The following is an 18530-nucleotide window of genomic DNA, read 5'->3' as shown; positions in this document are numbered from 1 at the left end:
TTTTATTTCAAAATATAAGCCTCATAAAAACTAACTCCGTCCAAATACGATTTCTAAAACCCTCACTTGAATTAATTCTGCCCTTATATTGAATCTGTTAAAGCCCCTTCTTCACACATCTTATAACTACTTTTGAAGGATAAACTTATTTCATCCATGTATAAATTTATATTTCTAAGATTAGCACTTGCAATTGTGCTTATAGCAAACCATGCTTTTGCACAAAACAAAATTTTCACTTACCGCGAATGGGAAGATGAAAAATTGTCCATATTAATTTAGAGAAACCTCATGCAACTTTCACGGCTTACCAAAATGTGAATGATGCTTTGAAAGATGATTTTTCAAAATCAAACCAATACAAATTATTAAACGGCGACTGGAAATTTCATCATGTTAACCAACCAGGGCAACGCCCTGTAGATTTTTTTCAAGCTAATTTTGATGATAGCCAATGGAAAACCATAAAAGTGCCTGGAAATTGGGAAATGAACGGTTTTGGTATTCCTATTTACACCAATATTATTTATCCGTTCCCTAAAAATCCGCCTTTTATAGACCATGCTTTTAACCCGGTTGGTACTTACAGAAAAGACTTTACAATACCAGAAAATTGGGAAGGCAAACAAACTTATATTCATTTTGGGTCTATTTCTGGCGCCATGTATTTATACATTAACGGGCAAGAAGTAGGTTTAACCAAAGCCAGTAAAACCCCGGCGGAGTTTAACATCACAAAATTTCTTAAAAAGGAAAAAACAGCATTGCTGCACAAGTTTTTAGATGGCATGATGGTAGCTACCTAGAAGACCAAGATTTTTGGCGCTTATCTGGGATAGAAAGAGATGTTTATCTGTTTGCAAAAAATAATCTTAGCATAGCTGATTTTTTTGTTAAAGCAGATTTAGAAAATAGCTACAAAGATGGTTTATTAAACGTGAATATAGCTTTCTCTTCTTTTAAAAAGGAGCTTGGTAATAACTATCAGGCGGTTGTACAATTGTATGATGCCCAGCAGAAATTGGTTGTAGAACAATCTAAAAATATAGACAATAATTTATCAGCTGATTTTAGCACTAAAATTAAAGCCCCCTTTAAATGGACAGCAGAAACACCATACCTATACACCATGGTGATTAGCTTAAAAGATAAAACAGGAAAATTAATTGAAACTACCAGCAACAAAATTGGCTTTAGAAAGGTAGAAATTAAAGATGCGCAACTTCTGGTAAATGGTAAAAAAGTTTATTTCCATGGTGTTAACAGGCATGAGCATGATGATGTTACTGGCCGTGTTCCTAACAAAGAAACCATTATCAAGGATATGCAGTTGATGAAGCAAAACAACATCAATGCAATAAGATTAGCACATTACCCTAACGACCCTATTATTTATAAACTGGCCGATGAATATGGTTTTTATATTGTTGATGAAGCTAATATTGAAGTACATGGTATGGGTGTTTTACCGGGTAGTTTTGATCAATCTGTACATCCTGCATATTTAAAATCTTGGGCTCCGTCTTTTCAAGACAGGATTGAAAGAATGTTTGAGAGAGATAAAAATCACGCCTCGGTTGTTATCTGGAGTATGGGTAACGAGTGTGGTAATGGCCAAGTATTTTTTGATGCTTATAAATGGTTAAAAGCTAAAGACCCAAGCAGACCTATCATGTTTGAGCAGGCTATGGAAGAATCTAATACTGATATTGTTAGCCCCATGTACCCAAGTATTTCTTACATGGAATCTTATGCGGCAGACAATACCAAAACCAGACCTTATATCATGTGCGAATATGCCCATGCTATGGGCAACAGCACCGGAAATTTCCAACGCTATTGGGATATTATCTTAAGTAGCAAAAATATGCAAGGCGGTTTTATTTGGGATTGGGTAGACCAAGGTATTAAAGCTAAAAACGCTCTTGGCCAAAGTTATTATGCTTATGGTGGCGATTTAGGTGGTTTAAATCTTCAAAATGATGAGAACTTTTGTGCAAACGGGTTGGTAGCTGCCGATAGAACTCCGCATCCAGGATTATACGAGGTTAAAAAGGTTTATCAAGATATTTTATTTAAGGATAAAGACTGGAAAAAGGGTATCATCACCGTAAGGAATCTATTTAGCTTTAAAAATTTAACCGATTATAACTTTAAATGGGTAATCATCAAAAATGGAGAACCCTTTAAAAATGGCACTTTTAATGCCGATGTAGATGCACAACAAGAGAAACAGGTTGCCATAAAATTACCATCTATTAATTTTAATGATGGAAATGAATATTTGTTAAACGTATATGCTTATACCAAACAGGCTTCTGCCTTAGTTCCTGCAAATTTTGAGATGGCAAGAGAGCAATTTGGTTATGATGCCGTTAATTATTTTAAAAAGGATATCAAAAACGCAGGAACATTAAGTATCAAAACAAATGGCGCCGTTTTAAGCTTTAGCTCTGGCGATATTTCTGGAACTTTTAATACCAAAACAGGTTTATTCATGCAGTATGCTATAAATGGAAAATCTGTTTTAAACACTGTACCAGAACCCTATTTCTGGAGAGCACCAACCGATAACGACTTTGGTAGCAAAATGCAAACTACAGCTAATATCTGGAGAACTGCACACCTAAATAAAGTAGTTAACAAAGTTGAAGTAGGCGAAAAAACTGCTGAAGGTTTAACTTTAAAAGCTGTTTTCCGCTTAACAGATGTTGATGCTATTTATACCACCACTTATACCATTTTAAATGATGGTGCTATTAAAATAGATGCTAGTATTGATATGGGCGACAAGAAATTACCAGAACTTCCTCGCTTTGGTATGCGTTTACAAATTCCGCTTAACTTTGATCGTTTAGCTTATTATGGTCGTGGCCCATGGGAGAATTATAGCGACAGAAATACTTCATCTTTCTTAGGCTTGTATCAGGATGATGTTGCTCATCAGTTTACAGCAAACTACATCAGACCGCAAGAAAATGGTTATAAAACCGATACTAGATGGCTTACTTTAAAAGACAAAGATGGCACTGGTATAGAAATAAATGGCTTACAACCTTTAGGCTTTAGCGCTTTAACATATCTAACAGAGAGTTTAGACCCGGGTTTAACCAAGAAAAATCAGCACCCTGTAGATGTGCCTCTAGCAAAATCTATAGCCGTACATGTAGATTTAAAACAACGTGGTGTTGGCGGTGATAATAGCTGGGGAGCTTTACCTCATAAACCATACAGATTACTAGAAAGTAAATATGCTTATAGCTACATACTGAAAGCTGTAAGTGCTAAATAATACAAAGAGGCTCTCTCAGTCTCAAAATTAACACTTCATATAAGACGGAGGAGTCGAAGCATTTTCTGAGTATATCAGATAAGTTTCGACTCTTCTTATGATTACTATTTTTGCTTTACGAAGGTTCTTTATTAAGTTTAAACAAACATTTATTTGACTATACTTCCAAATCTTCAAAGGCCATCTTTCATTCTTCGGAAAAGTTTTGTTTAATTATTAAAGGCAGCTGCTAAATACTCTTTAGGTTCTTTTTACTTTATACTTTTTACTTTCTACTCCAAATAATATTACCATTCATAAACCTAAACAGCTATTTAACTTCATTTGGCTGAATCTTTTTAGGTTTTTCATTATTCATTAAAGCTTTATGAATATCAGTTGTAATCTGCATCCACTCTGGCTCCTCTAACCATAAAGGTTTAACCAAGCCGCTTTCCCATTTAAGTAAAGCTTTATTTAGCGATTTATATTTCTTGCTTTCTTGTTTAGATAAATCTTTGGTTTCTCCAATATCAGACCTTAAATTATATAAAACACTTCCTTCGTTTTTAATTCTGATGAGCTTATAATCTCCCTTGCGTACGGCTGCGGCTTCATCTTTGCGCCAAAACAACTGCTTATGACCATTATCTGTATCTAGGAAAGGCACTAAGCTTGTACCATCTGTAGGTTTATAACTTGGATTTTTTGTACCTGCAACAGCCAAAGAAGTTGCATAAATATCTAGAGAAGAAACCAGTTTATTAGATTTTATACCCTCTGGTAATTGCCCCTTCCAACTCATGATGAAAGGTACTCTGTGTCCGCCTTCAAATTTATTACCTTTCCATCCCTTTAAAGGAAATACTGTAGATTGGTTATTATTTGCGCCACCATTATCACTCAAAAAGAATATCAAAGTATTTTCTAGTAATTTTTCAGCTTCTAGTTTCCTCATCACTTTACCAATATTTTCATCTAAAGACCATGTCATGGCGGCAAGTAATTGTCTGGGATGATTTTTAAACCTTTCCAAATCCTCTTTTTTAGCATGCATAGGGGTATGCACTGCATTAAAAGACAAGTACATAAAAAAAGGTTGGTTTTTATATTTATCGATATAATGAACCGCAGCATCGCCAAAAACATCGGTTAGGTAACCTTCCTTAAAATCTACATGCTTTTGGTTGTTTCTGATAGCGTTTATATCGCTAGGCTTATCATGCTTCGGATGCGGAAAATAACTTCTAGAGCCGCTTAAAAAGCCATAAAATTCATCAAAACCACGGGCATTGGGTTGGTAAATTTCTCTATCGCCTAAATGCCATTTACCTATGGCAATGGTTTTATAACCTTTTTGCTGTAAAGCAGCACCTAAAGTTATTTCAGAAGCATCCAAACCTAAACTATCGCCTGTGCCATTACACTCAAAACCGAAACGCTGTTGATACCTACCCGTAATTAAACCGGCTCTGGATGGAGAGCAAACGGTAGAACTGGTATGCGCATCAGTAAAAACTACTCCGCTATTGGCTAATTTATCAATCTCTGGTGTTTGTAAATCTTTTGAGCCCATAAAGCCAAAATCTGCATAACCTGCATCATCTAGCAAAATAACAATGACATTTGGTTTTCTAGAAGCATTTTCCTGCGCTATGGTGGTATAGGAAATAAGGGTAATGATAAGGTAAACGAATAGGTACTTCATAAATCTTTAAATTACTGTTATAAATGGAAAGGGTATATATTTTTGTGCTGAATTAAATGTTACCAATCATCGGTTCTGAAGGGTACTGCGGGCAGCCCTTCTTTATTATATAAATTTGCTTCAGGATTGCTAGACCATGAATACCTTACCGCTACAGGCTGGGCTACTTTAGCAGATGTTAGGATAATTTTCTTGCCTACAATCTTAGCATCGGCCCAATAAAATTTCTTATCGGCACCAGCCAATTCAAAAGATTTGAGTTCGCCTTTACTGGTTAAACCTTTACCAACATGGCTAAAACTCAATATAACCGCATTTTTTTAGTTGCTGAAGACGCAAAAGTAGGCCCGCTGTAAACCACAGCTTTATCATAAGCTATAGCGCTAGCTGCCAAATAAAGTCTTTTTCCTACATCCTTTTTGTTTTTGGGATGAATATCTTTAGCATCACCAATATCTATAGCAACAGCCATAGCAGTATGCGGTACTTTTAATGTAGCCGTTTGTGCTTCTCTCAATAAAGCCCAAGGGTCTGTAAAAACAGGTTCTTCATTTTTGGCTCTAAAATTTGCTAGCTGCACAAATAAAAAAGGCATTTCATCTTTTTGCCATTTGGTGCGCCAATCCTTAATCAGTAATGGAAATAAGCTATGGTACTGGGCTGCCCTACTAGCATTATTTTCTCCCTGATACCAAATAACACCTTTAATTTCATAAGGAATAATAGGCGCTATCATGGCATTAAAAAGTGCCGTTGGGTAATTTTTCTCTTTTGGAAGTACTGGCGCTTTAGCAGGGGGCGTTGCTTTTTTTGCCAGCTCTACTTCATTTAAATAATTACGGTAAAGTAAGTCCCAGTTAGCTTCAAGCTTTTGATATTTGAGAACAGAATCTTTAAAATCTGGATGTTGGAGAAGGCTTTCGCCGGATGTCCATGCTTCAACAGGAGTTGCCCCCCATGATGCAGAAATAATACCAACAGGTACGTTTTGATCTTGATGTAAATCTTTAGCAAAATAATAAGCTGCGGCAGAAAAGCCTCCCGCATTTGTTTGATTACACACTTTCCAGCTTCCTTTAACATTATTTAAGGGTTGATGACTGATATTCAAGCCAACGTTGAAAAGTCTTATCTGATTATAATTTGCATGTTTTATTTCCTCAGCAGCTTGGTTGGTTTCTGATAATTTCATCTGCATATTAGATTGTCCGGAAGCTAGCCAAACTTCACCAATAAGAATATTCTTTAGAATTAGCGTATCACTTTTTGAAATGATTTTAAGTTCTTGCGGAATACGATTAGCTCGCATTTTGGGTAATTTCACAAACCATTTCCCACTTTCATCTGCAATAGTTTCGAAGCTTTTACCTCCAAAAATGATTTTAATTTCTTGCTTTGCTGCTGCTGTACCCCAAACAGGAATGTGTATAGCTTGTTGCAGTACCATGTTATCTCCAAAAATACTAGCAACCTTAATATCCTGAGCAATAGCTCTAAAAGCAACAAAACACAAAAAGAAAATAATATACTTAGGCTTGGTAAAATTCATATTCAAGAGCTTTTAAACTTATTTTAAAGTTCTGGATAAGATTTATAAAACCTTGATTTAAATAGTTCAAAATAAGGGTTCTTATAAGTCAATAACATATAAAGATGATTCAAATAGCCCCCTCTTTTGAACAATATTAAATATCCAGCCTAAGCATATTAATGTTAATTTAGAAAATCTAATTGTATTTGTAATTGCCAAAAAAATATAGAAAATGATGAAATTGAATCGCTATGAGTACGCCGTATATTTTGCTCTAATAGCAGTGTTTCTTTTATTAATTATGATGTAAAAATGATTAGTGATGCATTATTCTTAACTAATTATTTTATATTTATTTAAACCTAAATAAACCTATTAATGCTTCACATTGCTGCTCGTGTACACATACGAATCAAAAGGTAATTATCTTGATCTAAAATGATGTTTAAACGTATAATTTATTGCTTGTGCTTCTTATTTTATTCTTTTAGCGCCAAAGCTCAAGAGAATATTTATACTTATTTATCTATTGATAATGGGCTGGTAAATAATGAAGTTACATCTATAAAGCAAGATAAATACGGTTTCTTATGGTTTGGTACCAGAGGCGGGCTTAACCATTATGATGGTTACAATCTTAAATTATTAAGAAATAAATCAAGTTCTGCCAATAATTTATCAAGCCAAGCGGTAGAAGCCATGTATGCTGGTAAAGAGTATTTGTGGATAGGTACTAAAACAGGCGGCTTAAATAAATACGATTTTTCAAAAGATAGCATTACCAGCTATACCATACCCGGTGTAGATGGTGTTATAGATATATTTGCAGTTTATGAAGATAAAAACGGAGATGTTTTTGTTGGCTCTTCTAAAGGGCTGTATTATCTGAACCAAAAAACACAAAAATTTAATCAAATAGATAAAAGTATTGCCAATAGCATCTTGGCTGATGATAGAGGAATTATTTGGACGGCTACTACCAGCGGCTTAAGAAATTACGGTAAAAACAAAAAACTCATCTCAGAAATTAAATTTGGTCTTAACTCTGTTACGCTTACTTCATTAGCTTTAGATAAGACAAATCATACGCTTTATATAGGCAGCTGGACTAAAGGCTTATTTTCTTATAACTATTTAACTAAAGCTTTTAAGAATTATACCAACAACCCTAAAAAGCCCAATAGCCTAAGCAATAATAATACATACAGGGTTTTGTTAGACCAAAACAGAACTTTATGGGTAGGCACTTGGGGCGGTGGATTAAATAAATTCAATATCAATACCCAAACTTTTACGCCTTATGTTTTTTCATCGGCAGATAATTTAAACTATATCAATAAAGTTGTTTTAAGTATAGAACAAGATCATTCTGGTGTAATATGGTTTGGTACAGAGGGTGGTATTTACAGAATAAACCCGCAGAAAAAGAAGTTTTACAACATCACCCACCAGTATAATAAACCTGGTAGCATACTTAACACACACATTGTTTCTGTTTTAAAAGACAGCAATCATGCTTTATGGATAGGTACTAAAGATGGTGGCTTGGTTTATTCTGCTGATGGCAAAACTTTCAGCAAAGTTGATTTACCCCTGCCAGCTAGCTTAAATTTTAGGGTAAATAATGTTTTACAAGATGGTAGTAAGCTATGGATAGGCACTAACGAAGGCTTATTTATCATGGATGGCTTAAAGCCAAACAGTAAGATTAGCAGGTACATCAGCTCTGATGAGAAAACAAGCATCAGTGCAAATAAAATTACAACCATTATTAAAGATAAAGCTGGTGTAATTTGGCTAGGAACCCAAAGTAACGGACTCAATAGGGTTATTGGTTATAAAAAAACGGGAGAACCTTTAGTGAAAAGATATGCCCTTTCATCATCACCAGATAAACTACAGAGCGAGCGTATTACCGCTATGCTTAATGATGATAAAGGCAGATTATGGATTGGTACATTTAATGGATTACATCTTTATGATAGCGCTAAAGATGGTTTTAAAAACTTCCAACATTATACAAAAGATTCTACATCTATTAGCAATAGTATTGTTTTAAGTATAGCGCAAGACCAAAAAGGTACGCTATGGGTAGGCACACCAAACGGATTAAATAAGCTGATAGAACAGCCAAACAAAATCACTTTTAAGAATTATTTTGCTGGCGATAATTTTCCTAACGATTATATACACGCCATCTTACCTGATAAAAAATCAAGAATTTGGATAAGTACCAATAAAGGTTTGGCCAGCTTTAATACTGAAAAAGAAGAATTTAAAAATTTTGATATTAGAGATGGTTTACTGTCTAACGCTTTTGCAGAAAACGCTGCTTTTGCAGACCAAAAAGGCATTTTTTATTTTGGTGGGATAAAGGGCATCACTTATTTTAATCCGGATAGTATTAAGATTAATACCATGCTGCCTCCGGTATATTTTACCAATTTATTAATCAATAATAAGCAGGTTATTGTTGGCGAAGAAATAGAAGGAAATGTAGTTTTAAAACAATCTTTACTAACAACACCACACATTACTTTAAACTATAAACAAGATTTCTTAACTGTTTCTTTTGCGGCTTTAGATTACCATGCATCTGATAAAAACCAATATTCTTACCGACTTAAAGGCTTTGAAAAAGATTGGGTGAATGCCGGACGCAGACGTAATGTAACCTATACCAATTTACCTGCAGGCAATTATACTTTAGAAGTAAAAGCATCTAATAGCGATAATATTTGGAACGATAAAGGCGCTGCTTTAAAAATCACCATATTGCCACCACCATGGAAAACTTGGTGGGCAAAACTTATTTATGTAACGGTTTTCTTATTTCTACTGTGGCTATCTAGATACATTGGCTTAAACAGGCTGAAATTAAAAAACAAATTAGAACTGGCTAACCTTAGTCTAAAAAGAGAGCGTGAGATAACAGAAATTAAATCGAAATTATTTACCAATATTTCTCATGAGTTTAGAACACCGCTAACCTTAATGATAGGTCCGCTTGATGATTTATCTAGAACAGACAACTTAAACTTTGGCGTTAGAAAAGTGGTTTTAAGTCTTCAAGACCAAGCTAAAAGGTTGTTAAATTTGGTTAATCAACTATTAGATTTCCAGAAAGCAGAATCCGATAAGCTTAGCCTAAATGCTAGTAAAGGGAATATGGTTTCTTTCAGCAAGCAAATATTTTACTCGTTCAGGAATGAAGCGAACAGAAGAAATATAAAATTTAACTTTTCTAGCTCTAGCAGCCAAATCATGCTTGATTTTGATGAGGAGAAAATGACTATCATTTTATATAACTTATTGGCTAATGCATTTAAATTCTCTGAAGCCGACGGAACTGTAAGTTTAACTGTAAATGCTATTGAACAACAAAATAATCCTTTTTGCGAGCTCATTGTGAGCGATACAGGTAAAGGCATCAGCGACAGCGAAAAAGAAAAAATATTTGATAGATTTTACCAGGTTGCTAAAGCCGAGGCTGGTAAATTTGCGGGTACTGGTATTGGTTTAGCTTTTACTAAAGACCTAGTTTTATTGCATAACGGTAGTATTACTGTGGATAGTGAACTACAAAAAGGCAGCTCTTTCCGCATATTATTGCCTCTACACGCTAAGCATGTTGCAGATGACGCTCCTGTTTATGAAGATTTAGAAGAGGAAGAAGATTTAAACCCGCAAGACGATATTTTAGAGGATATAGAATTGGCTACCCATGCCAATGAAAGTACAAAACCTATAGCCCTTATTGTGGAAGATAATACCGAAGTAAATGAATATTTGGTTTCTTTACTTAAACCTCATTACCAAACATTTTCTGCGTTTAACGGGAAAGAAGGCTTAAAATTAGCTTTAGATATGATACCGGATGTGATGATTAGTGATGTAATGATGCCCGAAATGGATGGCTATGAGTTATGCCATAAGATAAAATCGGCCTTAAGCACTTCACATATTCCGGTTATTTTGCTTACTGCTCAATCAGACTCATCAGCACATTTAAAAGGTGTAAATGAAGGTGCCGATGTTTATTTATCCAAACCTTTTAATTCGCCTATACTACTTTCTCATATAAGAAATGTGCTAGAATCTAGAAGGAAATTAAAAGAGCTGTTTACCCAAAAAGTAAGTTTAGGACCAAGTGAAGTAGAGATAACTTCTTTTGAAGGCGAATTTATCAAGAAAATCATTGTTAAAATAGAAGATAACTTAAGCAATTCTAGCTTTAATATTGATGAATTGGCAGAGGAAATGAATATGAGTCGTTCTACCTTTTACCGTAAGCTAAAAGCTATTACAGATATGTCTGGCTCAGAATTTATCAGGTTTATTAAGATACAAAGAAGTGCACAACTGCTTGTATCCGGAGAGTTTACCATTAAACAAATTGCTTATGAGGTTGGCTTTAACAATACCAAACACTTTAGAAAATGCTTTATCAAACAATATAACATGACCCCTTCAGATTACATCAAAAAAGAAACAGGCCAAATTCAGGAGGATGAAAAAGATGAAGAATAATTTCTAATTATTATTTGATAGCGGCACTAACTCTAACTAACCAACTAATTCTAACTAACTAACTCTAACTAACTAACCAACTAACTAACTAACTCTAACTAACCAACTAATTCTAACTAACAAAAAAACAGCGTCCTCGAAAGAGAGACGCTGTTTGACATATAACAAAAACCCACCAACAAATAATAAAACCAATTTTTACTTATCAAAAACAAAGCGTTTAGGGTTTAGCTCGTTATATTGTTTTTCTTGTGTTAAACCTAAAAACAAAGGCTCTTTCAACTGCCCATTCCAAACTTTCCATTGTTGCATTAACTTATCAAAAGTTTGTTTATCATCTTGAAAAAGGTTTGTTTTCTCTGCTATATCTTCTAAGCTATTAAACAATTCTTCATTAAAAGCTTTGGTAACTACAATCTTATGCTTTTCTGTTCTTACAGCAATTATATCCTGATCGTAATTTCTCCAAAACAAATAATCATGTGGTGCTTTTTTATTTTCGCCGTTTAAATAAGGCAATAGGTTAACCCCATCTAATGGTTTAGCAGGATTAATTTTTGCCTTAACCGATGCTACAACGGTAGCTAAAATATCTAAAGAGATAACTGGTTTTTCATACACCGTACCAGCTTTAATTTTCCCCGGCCATTGTATAGCAAAAGGTACTTTAATACCGCCATCCCAAAAATTAGATTTTTGGCCACGTAAAATCCCATTATCAGAAGCATTATCATTTTCTGGTCCGCCGTTATCCGAAAGGAAAACAACCATGGTATTTTTCTCTAAACCTTTATCTTTTAGTTGTTGAAGTACAGCGCCAACACCATCATCCATAGCGCTAACCATAGCTGCATAAGTTTTCCTTTTCGGATTTTGAATGGCTGAAAACCTATCTAAATATTTACTGGTGGCTTGTAATGGAGAATGTGGCGCATTATAAGCTAAATAAATAAAAAATGGCGTTTTGGTATTTCTACCGATAAATTCAACGGCTTCTCTAGATAAAGCATCGGTTAAATACTCTTTTTCCTCAATTGGTTTATTACCTCTTAGTAATTTGGTTCTGTAACCATCGTTTTGTGTTCTGGTTTCGGTAATATCATTTAAGGTCCAGCTTTCTGGAAAATACTGATGTCCGCCATCTACAAAACCAAAAAACTCATCAAAACCTCTTTTTAAAGGATGTAATGCAGGGTGCGAACCTAAATGCCATTTACCCAAGACAGTACTTTTGTAACCGCTTTTCTTCAGAATATCTGCCATGGTTTCTTCGCTTAAAGGAAGTCCCATATCAATATCATGCGGAGCTAATAACGGGTTTCTACTAAAGCCAAACCTATCTTGATATCTACCTGTAATTAAGCCTGCCCTACTTGGGCCACAAACTGCATAAGTAACATAGCCATTTTTAAAAACAACACCGTTTTTAGCAATCTTGTCTATATTGGGTGTAGGAATATCTTTACAACCGTTAAAGCCAACATCCTGATAGCCTAAATCATCTGCTAGAATAACAATTACATTAGGTTTAGCATTTTGAGCTTGAATTTGCATCGTTAAACACAACACAAAAGGCAAGAAAAAAATTAATTTTCTCATAAACTATTTCTTAAGTTCTATGGCGCCTAAATCTGGCTTGCCTGTAATTTTATTTCCTAAAATATCGTACTTAACCGCTAAACCTACTTCTAAGCCAATAGCATCGCCATTAATTTTTTTAATGGTAATGCCCTTATTTTTGATTAAAGAACTATTTGTTGGGATGTAATCTTCTAACTTAAAGCCACCTTTATTAACAAAACCAGCATCGCCGTAAAGGGGCTTTGTATCTTGAATAATAACTTCTTTAGGCCAGCTATTTTGGGTTAAGAATAAATTGTTTTGGAAAAAGCAGTTCTCAATTTCAGCCTGTACTAAACCTTCTGCCTTTAGCTGGTCGCCGGCAACAAATTTACTTGGCCCTGCTATATGAAATATATTATTAGCTACCAAAACACCCGCTGCACTTGTGGCCACGGCTACTTGCGCTATCATATCATTTTTGGTATAAATAGTATTGTTATAGATATAGCTATTAAACGGCCCTTTAGGTTTTACTTTATCGCCAATGTAACCGCTTAGCCAAAATATTTTACCTTCTTGGAAAGCGCCATCTTTTCCTTTTATCCTAAAACCATCGTTTACACTGATGTTATAACGGTAAGCGCAATTGTAGTTATTACCTAAAATTTCGCAAAAACCGCCAGCGTTATTTGCGCTTAAATTGTATTGCACAATAATATTATTACAGTTATAGTCTATATGGCAACCGGCAGAATCTCCGGGACCATTGGCATTTAAGAAAGCATTCTTTTCTATGATAACATCAGAGGTACCCCATGTCCACAAACCACTTCCCCTGCTCCAATTTCTGCTATCGCTTTTACTTCCAGAGCCATTAACTTGGTTACCGCTTACCAAACCTTTTTTAACGCCAGACATCTGCACCCCGGGGCCACCCACATTGGTAATTTTGTTATTGATGAGTTTAATATTAAGGATACTTTCTTTTTTACCTGTTAATTTTAAACCGGTATGACTTACATTGGCAATATCACAGCCTTCTACCCTAACGTTTTCAAATATGGCATCACCCTCGCTGATGAAACGTATCCCCCATCCGTATCTTTGTGTGCCATTAGCTGTTTTCACTTCGTCTTTCCCTCTGGTAAAGCCAGGTTCTTCATAAAAAACATCTTTAACTGTTAAATTTAGGATGTTTATATGGCTATACCTACCCGCATCATTGGCTTTTACCAATACTCCGCATCTCATATCTGGTAATTTACCATCTATGGGGGCTAACTTCCCTCCATTGGCTGATACTGCCAGATGACTAACCTCTATAAAGCTGCAATTTTGTATAAGCACACCGTTTGCAAAACCCTTAGCATCAATGATGGCTTTTTCAGGGCTATTTTTAGGATACGTGGAGACAACTACAGGTTTACCCAATGCACCTTTGATAGCGTTTAAAATTAAAGATTCTTGAAAGCTTGTACCGCTTGCTAATAAAATAGAATCACCGGGTTGCAATTTTAACGCTGCAATTTTAGCCAAAGTTTTAAAAGCGCTTTCTGGCGATGTCCCTTTACCATTATCATCACCATTTTTAGCATTAAAATAATAGCTTTTAGCCTGTGCCAAAGAAATAGAGGCTACGGCAAGCAGTAATACAAACAACAGTTTCTTCATCTTATAAGTGCATTAAAATATAATTGGTCTTTATCTATTCAAAAGTAAAATAAACTAATAGCTCTGTTAGCCAAATTGCATTCAATATAAGGTCCATTTTGGTTCAAAATAAATGCGTTCTATCATTTTAAGATTTAGCACTTGTTAAGCATAAAGATTTCTCATGAAATCATCATCAAAAAGCAAAAAAGCTTATTTAATAGCATTAATATCTCATATTGACTTATTTGAGGCACCTTTTTGAATGCTCTATACCCATCCTTAAAACTTATAGCATTTACTTTTGATGTTTATAAACCAATTAATAAACTGCTGCTGCTATTGATAGCCAACAGTTTTTTTAATGTATCACCATATCCATTATGAATAAATTCTTTTTTAGCTTTTATGCCGCTTTAACTGCTGCTTTGTTAGTTCCTCAGATCATGTTTGCTCAGGAAAAAAAGCCCAATATTGTTATTATTTATGTTGATGATTTGGGTTATGGAGATTTAGGCGTTACCGGGGCAAAAGGTGTAGAAACACCAAATTTAGACAAGATGGCCGCAAAAGGTTTATTGTTAACAGATGGGCATTGCGGCGCTTCTACTTGTACACCTTCTAGATACTCTTTACTTACTGGTAATTACGCTTTCAGAAATAAGGCTGCTATTTTACCTGGCGATGCTCCAGCATTAATTACGCCAGAGACACCAACCATTGCCAATACTTTAAAAAGAGCTGGCTATAACACCGCTGTAATTGGTAAATGGCATTTGGGTTTAGGCACAGGTAATATCAATTGGAATGGTTACATAGAAATGGGGCCTAAAGAGATTGGTTTTGATTATAGTTTCTTAATTCCGGCAACGGGAGATAGAGTGCCTACCGTTTATACCGAAAACCAAAGGGTGGTAAACTTAGACCCTAAAGACCCTATTAAAGTAAGTTACGAGCAGAAAATTGGAAACCGACCTACTGGAACAGAAAATCCTGAATTGTTAAAAATGAAAGCTGATTTACAACATAGCAATACCATTGTGAATGGTGTAAGTAGAATTGGCTTTATGAGTGGCGGAGAAACAGCTTTATGGAAAGATGAAGAGTTTTCTTTGGTTTTAACTCAAAAAGCAAAAGAATACATGACTGCCAATAAAGCCAATCCGTTTTTCTTATACTTTGCTTTTCAGGATATACATGTACCCAGAGTGCCTCACCCTATGTTTGTAGGAAAAAGCAGCATGGGCCCAAGAGGAGATGCTATTGCCCAAATGGATTATTGCACAGGCGAATTGATGAAAACCTTAGATAGCCTAGGTATTGCAGAAAACACGCTAGTTATTTTTAGTAGTGATAACGGACCCGTTTTAGACGATGGTTATGACGATAAATCGGTTGAAATGCTAGGCTCGCACAAACCAGCTGGCCCATACCGAGGAGGAAAATATAGTGCTTTTGAAGCTGGTACAAGAGTACCTACCATTGCTTATTGGCCTTCTAAAATTAAACCTAGCGTAAGTGATGCCTTATTTACACAGATAGATTTATACCACTCTTTAGCAAAACTAAGCGGTGTAAAATTAAACCATAATGAAGCTTTGGATAGTTTTGACGCCCTGCCAGTTATTTTAGGAAAAAGTAAAAAAGGCAGAAAATACATTGTAGAAGAAGCTTTTACTTTAGCCATAAGACAGGGCCAGTGGAAATACATACACCCAGTAAGCATGTCTACCCCGCAATGGCTAGACCACAAAAAAGTTGAATCTGCTTTAAGCAAGCAAGTACAATTATACAACTTAAAAGCAGACCCCACTGAAAGAAATAATATTGCCGCTATGCATCCTAAAAAGGTTAAGAAAATGCAGACTTTGTTGGAGGATATCAAGAATAAATCAACCAGGGTGAATTAATTTAAGGCAAGGAAGTTCCAAAAAAAGCATCATTTGATAGTTAATGAACTTCCTGCCGCCCCATTTTGAAATTTAAGATACCCCTTTGGCGACCGAATTCCATCTAATTTTATCAAACCAAATTATAAAATCTTAAAAACCCAGAATTATGAAAAAATTTTACTTTTCAATTTTTATCATCTGTTTATTTTACATGAATAGCTTTGCGCAAATTGTAGTTAATGGAGATTTTGAAACATTTGATGTTGCCGCCAGCCCTAAGTTTGCTAGTTGGCCTATCTACACAGGGGCAGCATCGGATATAAATAATGAAACTACTGCAAATAAAATTAATGGAGCTATATCACTTAGATTGGGTTCGCAGAATGCAAGTTCAGTGGCTCAAATTGTAACTTTAGAAAACAATAAAAGATATCGATTATCGGTTACCTGTCGCATTAATGCGGTCGCTGGCGCATCCGGTTCTGGTGTTACTCCAACAGGTGTAATTACTGTTTCTGCTGCTGCAACAGCAGGTACTATATCAGGATTTACTAATATTACAACTTCTTCAAATACCAATGATACCTATACAAGAGAATTTACAACTGGAATTACAGGAACTACTAGCATCAGAATAGCTTTAGCGAAAAGTACTAATATAGCCTATTTTGATGACGTTATTCTTACCGACTTAGGCGTCTTACCCATCACACTAAGCTCTTTCATAGGCCAAACAAATAACTATGGTGTAAAATTAAACTGGACAACAGCTAGCGAAACTAACAACCAATATTTTGAAGTATTAAGAGCCGGAGAAGACAAAAACTTTGTAAGTATTGCTAAGCTTAATGGCTCTGGAAATTCTTCAAGTTCAAAAACATATTCTTTTGATGATTTTAGCCCAGCAACAGGTAATAACTACTACCAATTAAAACAAGTAGATTTTGATGGTAAATCAGAGTCTTTTGGCCCTATAGCGGTAAACTTTGGCCTAAGCAGCAATAAAATTAGCTTATTAAGTTCTTCTGATTTAGCAGTAACTATAAGTATTTCATCAACTACAGATAAAGAAGCTGTTATTTCTTATGTAGGCTTAGATGGAAGAATCCTTTATCAGCAAAAAGCTTCTTTAAAAAGCGGTTTAAATAGCATAACACTTCCTGTTCAAAAATCTGCTGGAAATATTGGAGTCATCAGCGTAAGCGCAAATAAAGAACAACAAAGTATTAAAATCTCACGCTAAGATTTTATAAAATTATCAGCCTGAGCGCTTGCCTGCCTGAGGTAGGGAGTCGAAGGGAATGTCATCCTGAGCGCTTGCCTGCCTGAGGTAGGGAGTTGAAGGGAATGTCATCCTGAGCGCTTGCCTGCCTGAGGTAGGGAGTTGAAGGGAATGTCATCCTGAGCGGAGTCGAAGGGAAGCTAAACTTCAACTCCGCCCAGTTGAGAATACCAGCAAAGCATCAAAATTGGCCGATAATATTACATCATAAGTCATGAAAAACACCTTTTTTACACTCTTTATTTTATCAGCTTCTTTAACGCTTTACAGTCAGCAACATAGTGCTACTAAAGCAGATTTCTCTCGTCCGAAAAAATTAAAAGACTATCAATTGGTTTGGCATGATGAGTTTAACAAAAAGGGTAAACCCGATGTTAAATATTGGGCTTATGAAACAGGTTTCAAACGTAATAACGAATTGCAGTGGTACCAAGCAAAAAATGCCTCTTGTAAAAACGGCATACTTACCATAACGGCATTAAAAGAAAAGGTTAAAAACCCCAATTATGATGTAAATAGTAAAGATTGGAGGGAAAACAGAGCTTTTGGAGATTATACTTCTGCAAGTATCAATACCAGAGGCTTAAAATCTTGGAAATACGGCAGGTTTGAAGTTAGAGCTAGAATAGATTCTGCTAAAGGCTCCTGGCCAGCTATATGGACTTTAGGCAACAAAGAACGGTGGCCAGCAAATGGGGAAATTGATATTATGGAGTTCTACATCAAAAACAACCGACAAAGTATTTTAGCTAATGCCGCACATTTAGGCATTAACTCGGAGGCAAAATGGAATAGTAAGGTGCTACCCATCACTTACTTTTTAGAGAAAGACCCAAAATGGCTAGAGAAATTTCATATCTGGCGAATGGATTGGGATGAAGAAGCTATTAAAATTTATCTTGATGATGAGTTGATTAACGATATTTCTATCACTAACACCAATAATCCGGATGGTTTTAATCCTTTTCACCAAGAACATTATATCCTTTTAAACTTAGCCATAGGAGGCGAAAACGGTGGAGACCCTTCACTATCTAAGTTTCCCATGACTTATGAAGTGGATTACGTAAGGGTGTACCAGAAAAACAATTAAACAAACTATC

General features: G+C 35.3%; 10 protein-coding genes and 1 pseudogene. 6 read left to right on the top strand and 5 right to left on the bottom strand.

Annotated elements, in window-relative coordinates; translation table 11 throughout:
• Positions 1-317: 317 nt before the first annotated feature.
• Positions 318-1138 (top strand): annotated as a pseudogene (locus tag FYC62_RS18225) (sugar-binding domain-containing protein); the annotation flags it as partial.
• The gene (locus FYC62_RS16560) at positions 1130-3292 is read left to right on the top strand and encodes a glycoside hydrolase family 2 TIM barrel-domain containing protein (protein ID WP_394348908.1); all 2163 of its coding nucleotides are present in this window, start codon (positions 1130-1132) and stop codon (positions 3290-3292) included. The pseudogene FYC62_RS18225 and the gene FYC62_RS16560, both read left to right, overlap by 9 nt.
• A 310-nt stretch (positions 3293-3602) precedes the next feature.
• Here FYC62_RS16560 and FYC62_RS16555 read toward each other — a convergent pair whose 3' ends face one another.
• Genes FYC62_RS16555 through FYC62_RS16545 form a run of 3 tightly spaced genes read right to left on the bottom strand, consistent with a single transcriptional unit; the run spans position 3603 to position 6528 of the window.
• The gene (locus FYC62_RS16555; RefSeq protein ID WP_149075745.1) at positions 3603-4979 is read right to left on the bottom strand and encodes a sulfatase-like hydrolase/transferase; all 1377 of its coding nucleotides are present in this window, start codon (positions 4977-4979) and stop codon (positions 3603-3605) included.
• Positions 4980-5038: 59 nt separating this feature from the next.
• On the bottom strand, positions 5039-5284 hold the full coding sequence (locus tag FYC62_RS16550) for a hypothetical protein (protein ID WP_149075744.1): 246 nt from the start codon (positions 5282-5284) through the stop codon (positions 5039-5041).
• Complete coding sequence (locus tag FYC62_RS16545) at positions 5281-6528, bottom strand: sialate O-acetylesterase (RefSeq protein ID WP_149075743.1); 1248 nt, start codon at positions 6526-6528, stop codon at positions 5281-5283. The genes FYC62_RS16550 and FYC62_RS16545 overlap by 4 nt, the downstream gene beginning before the upstream one ends.
• A gap of 423 nt (positions 6529-6951) precedes the next feature.
• Here FYC62_RS16545 and FYC62_RS16540 point away from each other — a divergent pair, with 423 nt between their 5' ends.
• On the top strand, positions 6952-11040 hold the full coding sequence (locus FYC62_RS16540; RefSeq protein WP_168199468.1) for a two-component regulator propeller domain-containing protein: 4089 nt from the start codon (positions 6952-6954) through the stop codon (positions 11038-11040).
• A 198-nt stretch (positions 11041-11238) separates the two neighbouring features.
• Here FYC62_RS16540 and FYC62_RS16535 read toward each other — a convergent pair whose 3' ends face one another.
• Positions 11239-12639: a sulfatase family protein gene (locus tag FYC62_RS16535; RefSeq protein ID WP_149075741.1), complete on the bottom strand. Its 1401-nt coding sequence runs from the start codon at positions 12637-12639 to the stop codon at positions 11239-11241.
• Positions 12640-12642: 3 nt separating this feature from the next.
• Positions 12643-14274 carry a right-handed parallel beta-helix repeat-containing protein gene (locus tag FYC62_RS16530; protein ID WP_149075740.1) on the bottom strand — a complete coding sequence of 544 codons (1632 nt, stop codon included), beginning with the start codon at positions 14272-14274 and terminating at the stop codon, positions 12643-12645.
• Between the two features lie 362 nt (positions 14275-14636).
• On the opposite strand from FYC62_RS16530, the gene FYC62_RS16525 reads away from it, so the two are divergent.
• The 3 genes from FYC62_RS16525 to FYC62_RS16515 all read left to right on the top strand — a co-directional run bounded on the left by FYC62_RS16525 (position 14637) and on the right by FYC62_RS16515 (position 18520).
• Positions 14637-16163 carry a sulfatase family protein gene (locus FYC62_RS16525; protein ID WP_149075739.1) on the top strand — a complete coding sequence of 509 codons (1527 nt, stop codon included), beginning with the start codon at positions 14637-14639 and terminating at the stop codon, positions 16161-16163.
• Between the two features lie 148 nt (positions 16164-16311).
• On the top strand, positions 16312-17388 hold the full coding sequence (locus FYC62_RS16520; protein WP_149075738.1) for a hypothetical protein: 1077 nt from the start codon (positions 16312-16314) through the stop codon (positions 17386-17388).
• A gap of 253 nt (positions 17389-17641) precedes the next feature.
• Positions 17642-18520 carry a glycoside hydrolase family 16 protein gene (locus FYC62_RS16515; RefSeq protein WP_149075737.1) on the top strand — a complete coding sequence of 293 codons (879 nt, stop codon included), beginning with the start codon at positions 17642-17644 and terminating at the stop codon, positions 18518-18520.
• Positions 18521-18530: the final 10 nt, after the last annotated feature.

Origin of the sequence: Pedobacter aquae (genome assembly GCF_008195825.1) — a bacterium.
GTDB lineage: Bacteria > Bacteroidota > Bacteroidia > Sphingobacteriales > Sphingobacteriaceae > Pseudopedobacter > Pseudopedobacter aquae.
The sequence above is the reverse complement of the archived record's forward strand: the minus strand, read 5'-3'. Positions and strand labels throughout refer to the sequence as shown.

What these genes read in the sequence shown, in the direction of transcription:
- FYC62_RS16560 (WP_394348908.1), top strand. Translation starts at nt 1,130, where the DNA reads ATGGTGATTAGCTTAAAAGATAAAACAGGAAAATTAATTGAAACTACC.
- FYC62_RS16555 (WP_149075745.1), bottom strand. Translation starts at nt 4,979, where the DNA reads ATGAAGTACCTATTCGTTTACCTTATCATTACCCTTATTTCCTATACC.
- FYC62_RS16545 (WP_149075743.1), bottom strand. Translation starts at nt 6,528, where the DNA reads ATGAATTTTACCAAGCCTAAGTATATTATTTTCTTTTTGTGTTTTGTT.
- FYC62_RS16540 (WP_168199468.1), top strand. Translation starts at nt 6,952, where the DNA reads ATGTTTAAACGTATAATTTATTGCTTGTGCTTCTTATTTTATTCTTTT.
- FYC62_RS16535 (WP_149075741.1), bottom strand. Translation starts at nt 12,639, where the DNA reads ATGAGAAAATTAATTTTTTTCTTGCCTTTTGTGTTGTGTTTAACGATG.
- FYC62_RS16530 (WP_149075740.1), bottom strand. Translation starts at nt 14,274, where the DNA reads ATGAAGAAACTGTTGTTTGTATTACTGCTTGCCGTAGCCTCTATTTCT.
- FYC62_RS16525 (WP_149075739.1), top strand. Translation starts at nt 14,637, where the DNA reads ATGAATAAATTCTTTTTTAGCTTTTATGCCGCTTTAACTGCTGCTTTG.
- FYC62_RS16520 (WP_149075738.1), top strand. Translation starts at nt 16,312, where the DNA reads ATGAAAAAATTTTACTTTTCAATTTTTATCATCTGTTTATTTTACATG.
- FYC62_RS16515 (WP_149075737.1), top strand. Translation starts at nt 17,642, where the DNA reads ATGAAAAACACCTTTTTTACACTCTTTATTTTATCAGCTTCTTTAACG.